Origin of the sequence: Conyzicola nivalis (genome assembly GCF_014639655.1) — a bacterium.
In the GTDB taxonomy this organism is placed as follows: Bacteria; Actinomycetota; Actinomycetes; order Actinomycetales; family Microbacteriaceae; genus Conyzicola; species Conyzicola nivalis.
This window is the reverse complement of record NZ_BMGB01000001.1, coordinates 323,605-339,840: the sequence shown is the minus strand read 5'-3', so window position 1 is coordinate 339,840 and position 16,236 is coordinate 323,605. Positions and strand designations below refer to the sequence as shown.

The following is a 16,236-nucleotide window of genomic DNA, read 5'->3' as shown; positions in this document are numbered from 1 at the left end:
TGATTCCTGACATCCGGAGTACCGTGGAGGCAACGTGGACCTCTACCTCTTTGACTTCGACAAGACCCTGTACGCCTATGACTTCCGAAAGCGCCTGCCCGAGCTCGCTCGCCTCGGCGGAGTGAGCCAGTACCACCTCGCCAGCACCTGGTGGGCGGCCGGCAACGAGCGCCGCGCCGAGTCGGGCGAGTGGCCGACTGCCGAGGAATACCTGGCCGAGTTCGCCCGCGTGACGGGTGCCGAGCTGACGCTCGAACAGTGGGCGGATGCGCGCAGCCTCGCGATGACCCGCATTGACGGCAGCGTCGCGGCCCTCCGTCGCGCGGCTTCGCTCGGTACGGCCTCGCTGCTGTCGAACAACCCGTCGGTGTTTCAGGCCGCCCTTCCGCTGATGGCTCCCGACGTGGCATCCGTTCTCGGCGACAATCTGCTCGTGAGCGCGGAACTCGGCGTTCGCAAGCCTCACGACGACATCTACTACCTCGCCATGCAGCGCTACGGCGCACGCCCGGAAAACACGTTCTTCACCGACGACTCGGCCGAGAACGTCGATGCCGCGGCCGAGCTGGGCATCTACACCCACCACTTCACGACTCCAGACCTGTTGGATGACGCGATCACCGCGTTCTCGAACCGCGTTCTCTCGGCTGGCAGACCGGCGTGACCCTGCTCTTCATCTTCGACATGGACGACGTGCTCTACGACTACGACTGGCGCGCCCGCATGGCGGGCATGACCCGCATGACGGGGCACTCGCTCGACGAGTTGCGACGACGCTGGTGGACGGCCGAGGGCGAATGGGCCGCCGAAGCGGGCGGGTATGCGACGGGGTCGGACTACCTCGCGGCCCTCGAGTTCGCGCTCGAGGCCCCCGTCGACGAGGCGGAATGGGTGCGCGTGCGCGGCGCGGCGATGACGGCGCGTCCGGAGGCCATCGACGCGGTGCGCCGGGCCGCCGAGCTCGGCACCGTCACGCTGCTCACCAACAACGGCTCGCTCACGGCCCGGCATCTGCCGACGCTCGCGCCGGAACTCGTGGAGGTATTCGGCGAGCACCTGCTGACGTCGAGCGACTACGGTGCCCGCAAACCCGACCCGCTGGTGCTCACACGGGTGCTCGCGGCATACGGGGCGGCGCCGGAGAGCGCGTTCTTCGCCGACGACATGCCGGAAAACGTGGCGGGTGCCGCGAGCGTCGGCATCACGGCGCACCTGTATTCGACCGCCGCCGCGATGCGGGTCGCGATCGAGGAGTTCGCCGCAGCGCGATAGCGCGGGGTTACGGGCGAAGCGCCGTCGTCGCGCGGTCGCGGCCGAGCAGGTCGGGGTGGCTGGCGACGGCGAGCCAGCCGTCGGCCCGCAGCAGAGCTGCGATCTCGGCGGCCTGCAGTTCGCCGTGCTCCATAACGAGCGTTCCCCCGCTGTGCAGCAGGCGCAGGCCGGTCGCGGAGACCTGGCGTACGACGTCGAGTCCGTCGTCGCCGCCGTAGAGCGCGATCTCGGGGTCGAACAGGCGCACCTCGGGGTCGCGCGGGATCGCCGCGCGCGGGATGTACGGCGGATTCGAGATGACGACGGAGACGGTGCCGTTCAGCTCGGGCAGGGCGACGGCGAGGTCGGTGAAAATCGGGGTGGCATTGGTGGCGCCGCTCTCGCGGAAGTTCTGCTTCGTCCAGACGAAGGCGAGCGGCGAGACCTCGACCCCGTAGACGCGCGCGTGCGGGACCTCGGTGGCCATGGCGAGCGCGATGGCGCCGCTCCCGGTGCCGAGGTCGACGCCGATGGGCCCCTCGACCGGCCCTTCGACAGGCTCAGGGACCGAAGCGGCGCGCAGGGCATCGATCGCGAACTGTACGACCTGCTCGGTCTCCGGCCGCGGCACGAAGACCCCCGGTCCGACCGCGAGGTTGAGCTGCCGGAAGGGGGCGCGTCCGGTGATGTGCTGCAGGGGTTCGCGAGCCGCGCGTCGCTCGACGAGTTCTGCGATGCGCGAGGCGTCCGCCTCGGCGAGCACGGCATCCGTAATCGCCTTCGACTGCACCTGCCCGCGGTTGAGGTCGAGCACGTGCCCGACGAGCAACTCCGCGTCGACGCGGGGGTTCGGCACGCCCGCCCGGGTCAACTGCGAGACGGCGCCCTCGAGCGCCGTCCGCACGGTTGAAGTCGATGTCATTCGGATGTCGATACGGTCGCCGAGCGACCTGCTCAATCTGCGTCGGTGCCGATGTCGGCGAGCTGCGATTCCTCGTCCGACGCGATGCACGACTGGATGACCGGCTCGAGGGCGCCGTTCATCACGGCGTCCAGGTTGTAGGCCTTGTAGCCGGTGCGGTGGTCGGCGATGCGGTTCTCGGGGAAGTTGTAGGTGCGGATGCGCTCGGAGCGGTCCATGGTGCGGATCTGGCTCTTGCGGAAGACCGACGCCTCGGCGTCCGCCTCCTCCTGGTAGCGCGCGAGGATGCGTGCGCGCAGAACGCGCATGCCGGCCTCACGGTTCTGCAGCTGCGACTTCTCGTTCTGCATCGCCACCACGATTCCGGTGGGAAGGTGGGTGATGCGTACGGCGGAGTCCGTCGTGTTGACCGACTGGCCGCCGGGGCCGCTCGAACGGTAGACGTCGATCTTGAGGTCGTTCTGGTTGATCTCGACCTCTTCGGGCTCGTCCACTTCGGGGAAGACGAGCACGCCCGCCGCCGAGGTGTGGATGCGTCCCTGGGACTCGGTCGCCGGCACCCGCTGAACGCGATGCACGCCGCCCTCGTACTTGAGGTGCGCCCAGACACCCTCGGCGGGGTCGGTGGAGGAACCCTTGATGGCGAGCTGCACGTCTTTGTAACCGCCCAGATCGCTCTGGGTCGACGTGATGATCTCCGTCTTCCACTTCTTCGACTCGGCGTAGTGCAGGTACATGCGCAGCAGGTCGGCAGCGAACAGCGCCGATTCGGCACCGCCCTCCCCCATCTTGATCTCCATGATGATGTCGCGGCCGTCGTTGGGGTCGCGCGGGATGAGCAGGCGCCGCAGCGTCTCCTCCGCGGTCGCCAGCGTCTCGGTCATCCCGGGGATCTCAGCGGCGAACGACTCGTCCTCCGCGGCCATCTCGGTCGCGGCCTCGAGGTCGTCGGTCAGCTGACGCCACTCGTGGTACGCGGCGACGATACGGCTGAGCTCCGCGTAGCGACGGTTGACCTTCTTGCTGCGTGCCGGATTCGAGTGCAGTTCCGGATCAGCCAGCTGTTCCTGAAGCGACTCGTGCTCGGCCAGCAGACTCTGTACTGACTCGAACACGATTAGTCTTCCTTGGAGCTCGACGCGCTCGGCAGCGACTTCTGGATCTGCATGAGGAACTCGACGTTCGACTGCGTTTCGCGAAGCTTGCCGAGAACGATCTCGAGCGCCTGCTGCTGGTCGAGGCCGGCGAGGGCGCGACGCAGCTTCCAGGTGACCTTGACCTCGTCGGAGCCGAGCAGCATCTCCTCGCGGCGGGTGCCGGAGGCGTTGATGTCGACGGCCGGGAAGATGCGCTTGTCGGCAAGCTGGCGCGAGAGACGCAGCTCCATGTTGCCGGTGCCCTTGAACTCCTCGAAGATGACCTCGTCCATCTTGCTGCCGGTCTCGACGAGAGCCGTCGCGATGATGGTGAGCGAGCCACCCTCTTCGATGTTGCGGGCGGCTCCGAAGAAGCGCTTCGGCGGGTACAGGGCGGCCGAGTCGACACCGCCGGAGAGGATGCGACCGGATGCCGGGGCGGTGAGGTTGTAGGCGCGTCCGAGCCGGGTGATCGAGTCGAGCAGCACAACGACGTCGTGGCCGAGCTCGACGAGACGCTTGGCGCGCTCGATGGCCAGCTCGGCGACCGTGGTGTGGTCTTCGGCGGGACGGTCGAACGTCGAGGCAATGACCTCGCCCTTGACCGTGCGCTGCATGTCTGTGACTTCTTCGGGACGCTCGTCGACCAGAACGACCATGAGGTGGACCTCGGGGTTGTTCTTCGCGATGGCGTTGGCGATCGCCTGGAGCACGAGGGTCTTGCCGGCCTTGGGCGGCGAGACGATGAGTCCGCGCTGGCCCTTGCCGATCGGGGCGACGAGGTCGATGATGCGGGTCGACAGTTTGGCCGACTCGGTCTCGAGGCGCAGACGCTCCTGCGGGTACAGCGGCGTGAGCTTTCCGAATTCGACGCGGTTCGCGGCTTCCTCGATCGACAGGCCGTTGATCGAGTCGATCTTCACGATCGCGTTGTACTTCTGGCGGCCCTGGCCCTGGTCGCCCTCGCGGGGCTGGCGGATCGAGCCGACGACGGCGTCACCCTTGCGCAGGTTGTACTTCTTGACCTGGCCGAGCGAGACGTAGACATCGTTGTTGCCCGGCAGGTAGCCGGACGTGCGCACGAATGCGTAGTTGTCGAGAACGTCGAGGATGCCGGCGACGGGGATGAGCACGTCGTCTTCGGTGATCTCGGGCTCGAAGTCGTCGCCGACCGGGCCGCGTCCGCGCTTGCGGTCGCGGTAACGGTTGCGTCCGCCGCGCTCCGACTCGTCGTCGAGGGGCAGGCGGTCGTCGCCCGCCGCACCGCGGCCGTTGTTGCGCTGCTGGCCGCCGTCGTTCTGGCGCTCGTTCTGCTGGCGGTCGTTCTGCTGACGCGGCTCGTTCTGCTGGCGATCGTTCTGCTGGCGGGCCTCGCCCTGCTGACGCGGTTCGCGGCCCTGGCGGGGTTCGCCCTGCTGCGCGTCGGCCTGGTCGCGGCCGCCCTGGTCGCCCTGCTCGCGTCCACCCTGCTGGCGGTCACCCTGCTCGCGGCTCGCCTGCTGGCGGTCGCGACGGTTGCGGTTGCGTCCGCGGCTGGAGCCGCCTTCGCGCGGCTCGTTCTGGTTCTGCTCGCCGTTCTCCTGGGCGTCGGCACCCTCGGTCTGGGCGTTGTTCTGGGCGTTGTTGCTCTGGCCGTTGTTGTTCTGGCCGTTCGAGTTCTGGGCCGGCGACTCGGCGACGGGCAGCTCGATGGAGTTGAGCGCCTCGGCCTTCTCGGCGTCGGTGGGCTTGCTCGACTGGGCGTCGGCTCCCGCGCGGCCGCCCTGGCGGCGCTGGCGCGGCTCGCGGGTCTGCGGTTCGCGCACGGCACGCTGTGCACGCTGGAGGGGCGGACGGTCGGCGTCGAGGCCGAGGTCCAGACCGGACTCGGCCTGGTTCACGTGGGCGCGAGCCGAACGGGGGCCCTCGTCGGTGATCTCGGCGACGGGGGTCGCCTCGACGATGCTCTCGGCGGCTGCGGTGGCCGACTCGGTCACGGCGATCGCGGCGGCGGCTGCCGCGGCGGCGATGGCCTCCGCGTCGGCCGTGGTGGCGCGACGCGAGACGCGCTTCTTGGCGACGGGCGTGGCGGCGACGGGCGCTTCGACGGGCGCGGCGGCGACGGGCGCTTCAGCGGGCTCGACGGCGGCGGGCGCATCGGTGGCGGGGGCGGCGGGGGCCGCATCCGACTTGTTCTGGATCTCGTTGATGGCGTTCACGAGTTCTCCCTTACGCAGCTTGGAGGCGCCGCTCAGACCCAGCTCGGCAGCGAGTGCCTGCAGTTCGGGGAGTCGGAGGGTGCTCAGGTTCGGGTTGGAGTCCGCGCTCGATGGGCGGACGTTGACATCAGTCACTAGGGGGGTTCCTTTCCCCGGCCGAGAATTCAGATACGCGGCGGAGAGGTGATCTTGTCGCCCCGTGTCTGTGCGGCTGCACAGGAATCTACTTGGGCGATGCGGGTGAGAGTGCACACCGGGCGGTGCCAGGACTGTCGAGCAGTCCTGTTGTTCCGAATGGTGCGGAGTAGCTGTGGCTAGGCCACTGCTTTTACCGGGTGCGAAATCACTGTAGCACCTTTGAAGTCCACGGCCAGCATGAGCGACTGCCACGGCGTTGCGGCGTTTTCGGTCACCAATTGCGCGGCGAGAAGCCGCTGCGCGGGGTCGCTGCAGAGCACGAGCAACGACGGACCGGCGCCGGAGACGACGGCAGCGAGGCCGTTCTTTCGTAGCACCTGGATGAGGCTGTCGGTCTCGGGCATGGCGCTCGCCCGATAGCTCTGGTGCAGCTTGTCTTCGGTGGCGGCGAGCAGCAGCTCGGGGCTCTGGATGAGCGCCGCGATGAGCAGGGCGGAGCGCGACACGTTGAAGATGGCGTCTTCGTGCGGCACCGACGACGGCTGCAGGCTGCGGGCCAGGGCGGTCGACATGGTGGACTCGGGAACGCAGACCAGCGGCGAGACGCCGCGGTGCACGATGAGCTTCTTGTGCTGCGGGCCCTCGGGCGTGACCCAGGCGATGGTGAGACCGCCGAAGAGGGCGGGGGCGACGTTGTCGGGGTGCCCCTCCATCTCGGTGGCGAGGCGCAGCAGGCCGACCGAGTCGATGTCGACGATGCCCTCGAGGAGACCCTTCGCCGCCATGATGCCCGAGACGATCGCGGCACCGGATGATCCGAGCCCACGCCCGTGCGGGATGACGTTGTGCGCCTCGAGGTGCAGGTTCGGCAATTCGAACCCGTACGAGGTGAAGGTGTGCGCGATCGCGGTGACGACGAGGTTGGACTCGTCGGTCGGCACGTCGCCCGCGCCGACACCGTGCACGTCGACGTAGACGCCCGGCTCGTCGCGCACGCTGACGTGCAGCTCGTCGTAGAGCGAGAGTGCGAGTCCGAGCGTGTCGAAGCCTGGGCCGAGGTTCGCCGTCGTCGCGGGCACCTTCACCGTGACCGAGCGACCGGCCAGGTCGGGCGCGGGCTGGAGGCTCATGCCTTGCTCAGTCCGAGCACCTCGGCGATGGCCGACGTGTCGACGGGCACGACCGTGGGCGTGATCTCGTCGCCGGTCGCGGTCTTCAGCGCCCACTGCGGGTCTTTGAGCCCGTGGCCGGTGACCGTCAGCACCACGGTGGAACCCTTCGGGATCTGGCCGGCGTCGGATCGCTCGAGCAGGCCGGCGACGCTGATCGCCGAAGCGGGTTCGACGAAGATGCCGACCTCGCCCGCGAGGATGCGGTAGGCCTCGAGGATCTTCTCGTCGTCGATCGCGCCGAAGTAGCCGTCGGTCGCTTCGCGCGCCGCGATGGCGAGCTCCCACGAGGCGGGGTTTCCGATGCGGATGGCGCTCGCGATGGTCTCGGGGTGCTTCACGACGTGGCCGAGCACGATGGGTGCGGAGCCCGCGGCCTGGAAGCCGAACATGCGCGGAAGCTTGGTGGTGGCGCCGCGCTCGAGCTCTTCGGTGTAGCCGCGCGAGTAGGCGGTGTAGTTGCCGGCGTTGCCGACGGGGAGGATGTGGATGTCGGGCGCGTCGCCGAGAACCTCGACGACCTCGTACGCCGCGGTCTTCTGGCCGTTGATGCGGTCGGGGTTCACCGAGTTCACGAGGTGCACGGGGTAGTTCGCCGAGAGGTCGCGCGCGATGTCGAGGCAGTCGTCGAAGTTGCCCTGGACCTGCAGCAGTTCGGCGTGGTGGGCGATGGCCTGGCTGAGCTTGCCCATCGCGATCTTGCCCTCGGGCACGAGCACGACGGCCTTGATGCCCGCGTGCGTCGCGTAGGCGGCGGCAGAGGCCGAGGTGTTGCCGGTCGAGGCGCAGATGACGGCTTTGGCGCCGTGCTCGACCGCCTTCGAGATGGCCATGGTCATGCCGCGGTCTTTGAACGACCCGGTGGGGTTCATGCCCTCGTACTTGACCCAGACGTTCGCGCCGGTGCGGGCGGACAGGGCGGGTGCCGCGATGAGCGGGGTGCCGCCCTCGCCGAGGGTGACGACGGGAGTCGCGTCGGAAATGTCGAGTCGGTCGCGGTATTCGTTAAGAACTCCGCGCCACTGCCGGCTCACGATGTTTGACACTTACAGGCCCTCAACTCTCAGAACGGAATCCACGGCACTCACGGCGTCGTTGCTGCCGAGCGCCGCGACTGTTGATGCGAGCGACGACTCGGTGGCTTCGTGGGTGACGATTACAAGGGTAGCGGTGGGCAGCGACCCGGTCGTACCGTCGCTTACCGATTGTGACACCGCTTCGACGGACACGCCGTGCTCGCTGAACAGGCTCGCGATCGTGGCCAGCACGCCCGGCTGGTCGACCACGGTGAGGGTGATCTGATAGCGGGTGCGCACGCTCGACATCGGCAGCACCTCGATGGTCGCGTGCGTCGACTCGGCGATGCCCGGTCCGCCGATGACGTGGCGCCGCGCCGCGGAGACGAGGTCGCCGAGCACGGCCGAGGCGGTCTCGAGGCCGCCGGCTCCCGCGCCGTAGAACATGAGGCTGCCCGCGGCCTCGGCCTGCACGAAGACGGCGTTGTTCGCGCCGTGGACGGCGGCGAGCGGATGCGCCGCGGGTATCAGGGCCGGGTGCACACGCGCGGACACTCCGTACTCCCCCGTCTCGGCGCCGTCGGCGTCGACGATAGCGATGCGCTCGCAGATGGCGAGCAGCTTCACGACAAAACCGGCCTTGCGGGCCGCGTCGACCTGCCCGGCGGTGACCTCGGTGATGCCCTCGCGGTGCACCGACTCGAGCGGGACGGTGGTGTGGAAGGCGAGGCTCGCGAGGATCGCCGCCTTCTGGGCCGCGTCGTAGCCGCCGATGTCGGCGGTCGGGTCGGCCTCGGCGTAGCCCAGCTCGGTGGCGACGGCGAGAGCGTTCTCGAGGGTGTCGCCGTTGACGTCCATGCGGTCGAGGATGAAGTTGGTCGTTCCGTTGACGATGCCGAGGATGCGCGTGACCCGGTCGCCGGCGAGGCTGTCGCGCAGCGGCCGGATGATGGGGATCGCGCCGCCGACGGCCGCCTCGTAGTAGAGCTGGGCGCCGACCTGCTCGGCCGCCTCGAACAGCTCGGGGCCGTGCGTGGCGAGCAGCGCCTTGTTGGCGGTGATGACGTCGGCGCCCGAGTTGATGGCCTGCAGGATGTAGGAGCGCGCCGGCTCGAGTCCGCCCATCAACTCGACCACGATGTCGGCGCCGAGGATCAGGCTCTCGGCGTCGGTCGTCAGCAGGTGCGCGGGGATGGCCGGGGTGCGCTCGGCGTCGAGGTCGCGCACGGCGACACCGACGAGCTCGAGGCCCGCACCCGAACGGTTGGCCAGTTCTTCGCCGTGCTCGAGGAGGAGGGCGGCCACCTGGGCACCCACGCTGCCGCCGCCCAGCAGGGCGACTCGGAGGTTGCGGTACTCGATCATTTGTTCTGGTCCTTAATAGACACGGGTTCTAGTCCGGCGTCGCGGCTGAGGAGATCGTCTTCGGTCTCGCCGCGGACGATGATGCGCGCCTCGCCGTCGCGCACGGCGACGACCGGCGGCCTGGCGAGGTAGTTGTAGTTGCTCGCCATCGCCCAGCCGTACGCGCCCGTGGCGGGGACGCCGACGAGGTCGCCGGGCCGCACGTCGCCGGGCAGGTAGTCGGCGTGTACGACGATGTCGCCGCTCTCGCAGTGCTTGCCGGCCAGGCGCACGAGAGCCGGCTCGCTCTCGGACGTGCGGTTGGCGATGCGCACCGAGTAGTCGGCCCCGTAGAGGGCTGGACGGATGTTGTCGCTCATGCCCCCGTCGACGGAGACGTACTTGCGGGTGTCCGTGCCCTCGACCAGCACGTCTTTGATCGTGCCGACGGTGTACAGCGTGGTGGTCGACGGGCCGATGATCGACCGCCCCGGCTCGATCGCGATCACGGGAACGGCCACGCCGAACTCGGCGGCCAGCTGCGCGACACTGTCGGCGAGGTTCGCCGCGAGGGTATCGATCGGCAACGCGACATCCGAGCCGTTGTATGCGATGCCGAAGCCGCCGCCCAGGTTGAGCTCGGGCACGGGACCGCCCGCGAGCAGTTCGACGTGCACGGCGAAGAGCCGGCGGGCCGCCTCGGCGAACCCGTCGCTCTCGAAGATCTGCGAGCCGATGTGCGAGTGCAGCCCGAGGAACTCGAGCGAGTCGTGCGAGCGGATGACGGCGACCGTCGCGGCGACGTCGGCGAGCGGGATGCCGAACTTCTGGTCCTCGCGGGCGGTGGCGAGGTACTCGTGCGTGTGGGCGTGCACTCCGCTGTTGACGCGCAGGCGGACCGGCTGCACGCGACCGTGGCGGGACGCGGCATCCGCGACCCTCTCTATTTCGATCAGGCTGTCGATGACGATGGTGCCGATGCCGACTCCCACCGCGCGGTCGATCTCGGCGAGGCTCTTGTTGTTCCCGTGCAGGCCCAGCCGTGCCGGGTCGGCGCCCGCCGCGAGGGCGACGGCCAGCTCGCCGCCGCTGCTGGCGTCGATGTTGAGGCCGTCGGCGATCATCCAGGCGACCACCTGGGTCGAGAGGAACGCCTTGCCGGCGTAGTAGACCTTCACGCGGGAACCGATGCGCCCGAATTCGCGATCGAAAGATTCGCGGATGCCACGGGCCCGCGTTCGTACGTCGGCCTCGTCGACCACGTAGACGGGTGTGCCGAAGCGGTCGGCGAGTTCGGTCGCGGCGACCCCGGCGATCACCAGTTCACCGTCGGCCGAGCGTTCGGCGTTCTGCGACCACACCGAGGCGTCGAGCGCGTTAGCGTCTGAGGGGAGCTCGAGCCACGACGGGGCGAGCGGATTTCTCATCACGGATGTACCTCACGGAATTTGCTGTTGAGTGAGGCGAGCGAACCCGGATTGGTCCCTGAAGCCGTTTTTATCCTATAGCGCTAGGCGGCGGGCGCTTCGCACGTGCCCTTCGAGCCGAGGCCGGAGAGACTCACGTCGTTGCCCGACGCGGTGATGACCAACTGCTCGCCCACCACAGCGGCGTCGGTGAGCGTGAGCGCGGCGGGCAACAGCTCCGCGGCGCAGAACCCGCTCGAGGTGAGCATGGGTCCCGCGAGCGACGCGAGCGGGCTGGCCATGACCGCCTCCACGGTGGTGGCGACCCCGGCCGCGGACACCGCGACGGGCGTGAACGCGACGGTACCGGCCGAGACGGATGGGACGAGCGCCACGTTGACCTGCTGGTCGGCGAGGATCGCCCCGATGCCGACGACTTCGCCCGCGATGGTCACGCCGTTCAGCGGCACGGAGCTGAGGTTGCCGGCATACCGCGAGAGGTTGTCGGAGTCGAGTTCGACGCGGGCGGTGAGGATGTCGACGGGTGCGCCCGGGTCGAGCGCGACCCCCTCGACGGTGAGCAGGAGGGTGCCGGTCGCTGCTCCGAAGGGCATACCGGGAATGCGCACGTCGACCGAGTCGATCGACCCGGTGATCGCCTGGAAGATCAACAGCCCATCACCCAGCTCGACGTCGACCTCCTGGCCCTCGGGAAGCTGGAGCGCACTCGTCACTCCCGAGCGCACCACGTCGGAGGCGATACCGCGCACGATCTTGTCACCCTCGATGAGGGCGAACGCCACGAGGCCGCCGACAACGGCGAGGGCGACGAGAAACCCGATCCAGCGCCACCGGGGTGGGATGCTCTTGGGAGCGTCGATCGATGTCCACTGGATCCCCGAGTCACCCGTCATGGTGTGAGCCTAACCGCAGGTCCCCTTGGTAGACAGGTCGGCCCCGCCCAGCGCCACGTTTTCGCCCGAGAACGAGAGCTCGAGCTCGTCGGTGCTGACGCTCACCCCGTCGAGGGTGATCGCCGCGGGCAGGTACTGGGCGACGCAGAAGGTCTGTGCGCCGAGGAAGCCGGAGGCGACGTTCGCGAGCGGGCCGGCCAACAGTTGGTCGACCGACACGACCGAGCCGTTCACGGTGACCGACTCCGGGGAGAACACGAGCTGGCCGTCTTGCGCCGTCGGTTCGATCGCGGCCGAGACGGGCACCGTGAGGAACAGCGCGCGGACGGTCGCCGACACGTCGATGACGCCGTCGCCGAGGGTGATCGAATCGAGCTGGATGCCACTGAGATAGTCGCGCAGGGAGGCCACGTCGTCCTCGTCGAGGGTCGCGGTCGCGGCTATCGTCTCGGCCGGCTGCGTCGTGTCGATCGGCACGCCCGTCGCGGCGAGGGTGATGTCGCCGGTCAGGTCGCCGAGGGGTACGTCGTCGATCGCGACATCCACCCCGTCCACCGTTCCCGAAGCCGCCTGCAGCAAGAGCGATCCGCCGCCGAGATCGATGTCGGTGGGGTGATCGGCGTCGAGCTCGAACGCCGTGACCAGTTCGTCGTGGATGCGTTCGGTGGCGTAGGCGCGCGCGGCGGCCTCGCCCACGAACAGGCCGACGACGATCAGAACAAGGAGCACGCCGCCCGCGATCGCCCAGCCGATCCAGCGACGGCGGACCTTCGGTGCGGCGGGGAGGACGGGGGCGGCGGTCATGGCTACATGCGCTCCGGGGCGCTCACGCCGAGCAGGGCCAACGCGTTGCGCAGCACGATTCCGGTGGCGTCGTTGAGCCAGAGCCGCGTGCGGTGCACGTCGCTCACCTCTTCGTCGCCGAGCGGGGTGACGCGGCAGTTGTCGTACCAGCGGTGGTAGGTGCCGGCGAGTTCCTCGGCATAGCGGGCGACGCGGTGCGGTTCGCGCAGCTCTGCCGCCTGCCGCACGATGCGCGGGAACTCGGCGAGCGTGCCGAGCAGGATGCTCTCGGTCTCGTGGGTGAGCAGGCCCGCGTCGAAGACCTCGCGGCCCACTCCGGAGTCGGCGGCGTTGCGCGCCACGGCGCCCGTGCGCGCGTGGGCGTACTGCACGTAGAACACGGGGTTGTCGTTGGTGCGCCTGGTGAGCAGGTCGAGGTCGATGTCGACCTCGGTGTCTATCGACGAACGGACGAGCGAGTACCGCGCGGCGTCGACCCCGACGGCCTCGACGAGGTCCTCCATGGTCACGACCGTGCCGGCGCGCTTGCTCATCCGCAGCGGCTCGCCGTCGCGCACGAGGTTGACCAGTTGGCCGATGAGGATCTCGAGGTTGTAGTACGGCTCGTCGCCGAACGCGGCGGTCATGGCCATGAGGCGCTGAACATACCCGTGGTGGTCGGCGCCGAGCAGGATGATGTTGCGTTCGAACCCGCGCTCGCGCTTGTTCAGGTAGTACGCGAGGTCGCCCGAAATGTACGCGGCCTCCCCGTCGCTCTTGATGACGACGCGGTCCTTGTCGTCGCCGAAGTCGGTGGTGCGCAACCAGGTGGCTCCGTCGGCCTCGTAGATGTGGCCGAGGTCGCGCAGGCGCGCGACGGCGCGCTCGACCGCGCCCGACTCGTGCAGTTCGTTCTCGTGGAAGTAGACATCGAAGTCGACGCCGAACTCGTGCAGGCTGGCGCGGATGTCGCCGAACATCAGCTCGACCCCGGTGGAGCGGAATACCTCCTGTACCTCTTCCCTCGTCGGGATCGTCGACAGCTCGCCGGGGTAGTCGGCGATCACGCGGGCGGCGATGTCGGAGATGTACTCCCCGCCGTAGCCGTCCTCGGGGGCGGGCTCGCCGAGGTAGCTCGCGAGCAGGCTCCGAGCGAACCGGTCGATCTGGGCGCCGTGGTCGTTGAAGTAGTACTCGCGCGTGACGACGGCTCCCTCGGCGGTGAAGATCCGCGCAAGGCTGTCGCCCACCGCCGCCCAGCGGGTGCCGCCGATGTGGATGGGGCCTGTCGGGTTGGCGGAGACGAATTCGATGTTCACGGTGACGCCGGTGTAGAGGTCGCCGGTTCCGTAGGCGGTGTCGGCCTCGACGATGGTCTTCGCCAGGGCTCCCGCGGCCGCAGCGTCGAGGGTGATGTTGATGAATCCGGGGCCGGCGACGTCGACGGAAGCGACGCCCTCCACGCTCGTGAGCGCCTCGGCGATCTGCGTGGCGAGTTCTCGCGGGTTGGCGCGGAGCGCCTTCGCGATCTTCATCGCGATGTTCGAGGCCCAGTCGCCGTGGTCACGGTTGCGCGGGCGCTCGAGTGCCACGTCGCCGATCGTGACGGGCGTGCCATCGCGGCCGGCCACCACAGTGTTGACGACGGTGAGCAGGGAGGCGGAGAGGTCAGCAGGATTCACGATGGCCAAGCTTATCGTCGAGCACGGCGCGTCACGGCCGTGCGCGCGCTCGCCCCTCGCCCGAGTGGGTCAGAATATCTGCATGCCTTCCTTCGCCTCCCGCGCTCTCGTCAGTTTCGCCCTCGTCGCAGCGCTGACGACCGCACTCTCCGCCTGCGCGAGCGAGACGGACGCGACCCCTTCCGTGACGAACACCGCGCCGACCCCGACGTCGACGAAGACGTCCACTCCCGAGCCCACCGCCACGCAGGCGCCGATCAGCGTGGGCAGCCCGGTCACGATCGGCTGCAACCAGCTCCTCTCCCCCGAGGCGATCTACGCCTTCAACCCGAACTTCGGATTGAGCGAGAGCTTCACCCCCGAGCCGGGCAGCGAAGCGGCGACGATCGTCGAAGCCAAGGGGCTGGCCTGCGGCTGGGTCAACCAGACCAGTGGCGAAGCGCTCACGGTCGCTGTCGCGAACCTTCCCACCGACAAGCTCACCGACCTCAAGAACAACTTCGTGACGACCAGCAACTCGGTGCCGACCTACGACGTCGAAGGCTACTTCGAGTACGACGGCACGCGCGGATCGGCCGAAGCGTTCTCGGGCCCCTACTGGGTGTCCGCCGTCTCCCCCGCCTTCTTCGAGCCGGGCGACGCGCAGCCGATCATCGCGGCCGCGCTCGCCGGCCTCGGCGGCTGAACCCTCTCCTAACCCAGCTGCAGCAGCTGCTGGCCGTCGTCGACGGGCAGAACGTCGGCGACCGCGAGCACGTCGAGCCGCGTCAGGGTGAGGCCGGCCCAGTGGTTGGTGAGGAACGCGATGTCGGCCGCGTCCCGTCCGGTCGAGATGCGCAGCAGGCTCTGCCGTGGTGCGAGGCGGGTGGCGTCGACGACCCACCACTGCCCGTCGATGTGCGCCTCGGCTACGGCGTGGAAATCCATCGGGCTGAGGCCAGGGGCGTAGACGGCGGCCATGCGGGCGGGAACGTCGAGCGCGCGCAGCAGCGCGATCACGAGGTGCGCGTAGTCCCTGCAGACACCGCGGCGGGCCATGAGCGTGCGGGACGCGCCATCCGTCACCAGAGAAGAGCCGGGCACGTAGCTCAGCTTCTCCCAGACCCAGAGCGTGACCGCGGTGAGCAGCGCGTGTCCGCTCAGGCCGGCGAACTCGCTGCGCGCCGTGGGAAACAGGCTGTCGCTCTCGCAGTAGCGGCTCGGGCGCAGGTAGGTCACGAGGTCGATCTCGTCGACCGGCATCGGCTGCGCGCGACCCTCGACCTCGGCGCTGTAGTCGACGATCATGCGCCCGGCTTCGCCGACCAGGCGGTGCAGGCGCGTGCCGTGCCGGTCGACGAGCTCGCTGGCGAACTGCGGCTCACCGTCGAGGGTGATCGACAGGTTCTCGCGGTTGAACTCGCTGTTCGCGCTCACCGCGAGACTGAACACCATGTCGGTTCGGCCCGAGATGTCGAGTTCGAGGTGGGCGGAGACGGATCGCTGCATGCGTCGATCCTGCCACGCGATTGTTGCGACGAGGTTTCTCTTTGCCGCCTTGCTTCAGGCCCGGATCGGGCCTACGGCCAGAGCAGGTTCTTGGCCCAGCCGGATGCCTCGCGCGAGTAGCGCAGGCGGATCTGGTCGCGGTCGCGCGAGGCCTGCCAGAACTCCACGGTCTGCGGCTTCACGACGTAGGCGTTCCACTCGTCCGGCACGAAGTCGGGACGGAAGTCGAGGATGGCCTTGGCCTCTTCGACACGCTCGAGGAACTTTTCCTGGCTCGAGAGGATTTCGCTCTCCGGTCCGGCGATCGCGGCGGCGCGGGCGGAGGGCTTTCGGGCTAGGAAGTCTTTCTCGCTGACCTCGCGCGGGCCCTTCTCGATGCTGCCCGTCACGCGGATCTGGCGGCCGTGCTCGCGCCAGTAGAGGGTGAGCGCGGCGTTCGGGTTGGCGGCGAGCTCGCGACCCTTCGGGCTGTTGTCGAGGGTGGAGAACCACAGACCCTCGTCGGTGACGTCCTTGAGGATGAGGGTGCGCGCCGACGGGACTCCGTCGGCCCCCGCCGTGGCGAGCGTCATGGCGTGCGGCTGCGAGATCTCGGAGTCGATGGCGTAGCTCAGCCACTCCTCGACGAGCGGGATCGGGGAATCCGGAGCAGCATCCGTATTGAATCCGGGAAGTTCCCCTGCGAAAACGGGAAGAGCTCTGAGGGTGTCGCGCCACGATGAATCGGTCATCATTCAAGCCTACCTAGGACGCGCTCATACCGGCTGCGCCTTTGGGTGTGTCCAGACG

Annotated in this window: 15 protein-coding genes; 3 read left to right on the top strand and 12 right to left on the bottom strand. The window is 68.8% G+C overall.

All coding sequences use genetic code 11. From position 1 onward, the window contains the following. The first annotated feature begins 34 nt into the window (after positions 1-34). Positions 35-664, top strand: a complete 630-nt coding sequence (locus tag IEV96_RS01750; RefSeq protein WP_188508989.1) for an HAD family hydrolase — start codon at positions 35-37, stop codon at positions 662-664. Continuing rightward, on the top strand, positions 661-1,272 hold the full coding sequence (locus IEV96_RS01745) for an HAD family hydrolase (RefSeq protein WP_188508988.1): 612 nt from the start codon (positions 661-663) through the stop codon (positions 1,270-1,272). Before IEV96_RS01750 ends, IEV96_RS01745 begins: the two co-directional genes overlap by 4 nt. A 7-nt stretch (positions 1,273-1,279) precedes the next feature. Here IEV96_RS01745 and prmC read toward each other — a convergent pair whose 3' ends face one another. The 10 genes from prmC to argS form a co-directional block, all read right to left on the bottom strand. After that, positions 1,280-2,173: a peptide chain release factor N(5)-glutamine methyltransferase gene (gene prmC / locus IEV96_RS01740; RefSeq protein WP_188508987.1), complete on the bottom strand. Its 894-nt coding sequence runs from the start codon at positions 2,171-2,173 to the stop codon at positions 1,280-1,282. Between the two features lie 32 nt (positions 2,174-2,205). Then, a complete protein-coding gene (gene prfA, locus IEV96_RS01735) occupies positions 2,206-3,288 on the bottom strand; it encodes a peptide chain release factor 1 (protein WP_188508986.1) in 1,083 nt (360 codons plus the stop codon). A gap of 2 nt (positions 3,289-3,290) precedes the next feature. Next, positions 3,291-5,642 (bottom strand): transcription termination factor Rho, encoded by a 2,352-nt coding sequence (gene rho / locus IEV96_RS01730; protein ID WP_188508985.1) that lies wholly within the window; start codon positions 5,640-5,642, stop codon positions 3,291-3,293. A 179-nt stretch (positions 5,643-5,821) separates the two neighbouring features. Then, on the bottom strand, positions 5,822-6,775 hold the full coding sequence (gene thrB / locus IEV96_RS01725) for a homoserine kinase (RefSeq protein ID WP_188508984.1): 954 nt from the start codon (positions 6,773-6,775) through the stop codon (positions 5,822-5,824). Beyond that, positions 6,772-7,848 carry a threonine synthase gene (gene thrC, locus IEV96_RS01720; RefSeq protein WP_188511079.1) on the bottom strand — a complete coding sequence of 359 codons (1,077 nt, stop codon included), beginning with the start codon at positions 7,846-7,848 and terminating at the stop codon, positions 6,772-6,774. The genes thrB and thrC overlap by 4 nt, the downstream gene beginning before the upstream one ends. Positions 7,849-7,860: 12 nt before the next feature. Next, positions 7,861-9,195, bottom strand: coding sequence for a homoserine dehydrogenase (locus tag IEV96_RS01715; protein WP_188508983.1), 1,335 nt, complete (start codon positions 9,193-9,195; stop codon positions 7,861-7,863). After that, the gene (gene lysA, locus IEV96_RS01710; RefSeq protein WP_188508982.1) at positions 9,192-10,604 is read right to left on the bottom strand and encodes a diaminopimelate decarboxylase; all 1,413 of its coding nucleotides are present in this window, start codon (positions 10,602-10,604) and stop codon (positions 9,192-9,194) included. Before lysA ends, IEV96_RS01715 begins: the two co-directional genes overlap by 4 nt. Positions 10,605-10,684: 80 nt before the next feature. Beyond that, positions 10,685-11,494, bottom strand: coding sequence for an LmeA family phospholipid-binding protein (locus tag IEV96_RS01705; protein ID WP_188508981.1), 810 nt, complete (start codon positions 11,492-11,494; stop codon positions 10,685-10,687). 9 nt (positions 11,495-11,503) lie between these two features. Next, complete coding sequence (locus IEV96_RS01700) at positions 11,504-12,298, bottom strand: LmeA family phospholipid-binding protein (RefSeq protein ID WP_188508980.1); 795 nt, start codon at positions 12,296-12,298, stop codon at positions 11,504-11,506. Positions 12,299-12,300: 2 nt separating this feature from the next. After that, entirely contained in the window at positions 12,301-13,959 is a 1,659-nt protein-coding gene (gene argS / locus IEV96_RS01695; RefSeq protein ID WP_188508979.1) for an arginine--tRNA ligase, read from the bottom strand. 82 nt (positions 13,960-14,041) lie between these two features. Between argS and IEV96_RS01690 the strand changes: the two genes are divergently transcribed. Further along, positions 14,042-14,644: an iron ABC transporter ATP-binding protein gene (locus IEV96_RS01690; RefSeq protein WP_188508978.1), complete on the top strand. Its 603-nt coding sequence runs from the start codon at positions 14,042-14,044 to the stop codon at positions 14,642-14,644. Positions 14,645-14,652: 8 nt separating this feature from the next. Here the strand turns inward: IEV96_RS01690 and IEV96_RS01685 are convergent, their stop codons facing one another. Both IEV96_RS01685 and IEV96_RS01680 read right to left on the bottom strand, forming a co-directional pair. Further along, on the bottom strand, positions 14,653-15,447 hold the full coding sequence (locus IEV96_RS01685; RefSeq protein ID WP_188508977.1) for a transglutaminase-like domain-containing protein: 795 nt from the start codon (positions 15,445-15,447) through the stop codon (positions 14,653-14,655). 71 nt (positions 15,448-15,518) lie between these two features. Further along, entirely contained in the window at positions 15,519-16,178 is a 660-nt protein-coding gene (locus IEV96_RS01680; RefSeq protein ID WP_188508976.1) for a pyridoxine/pyridoxamine 5'-phosphate oxidase, read from the bottom strand. Positions 16,179-16,236 lie beyond the last annotated feature (58 nt).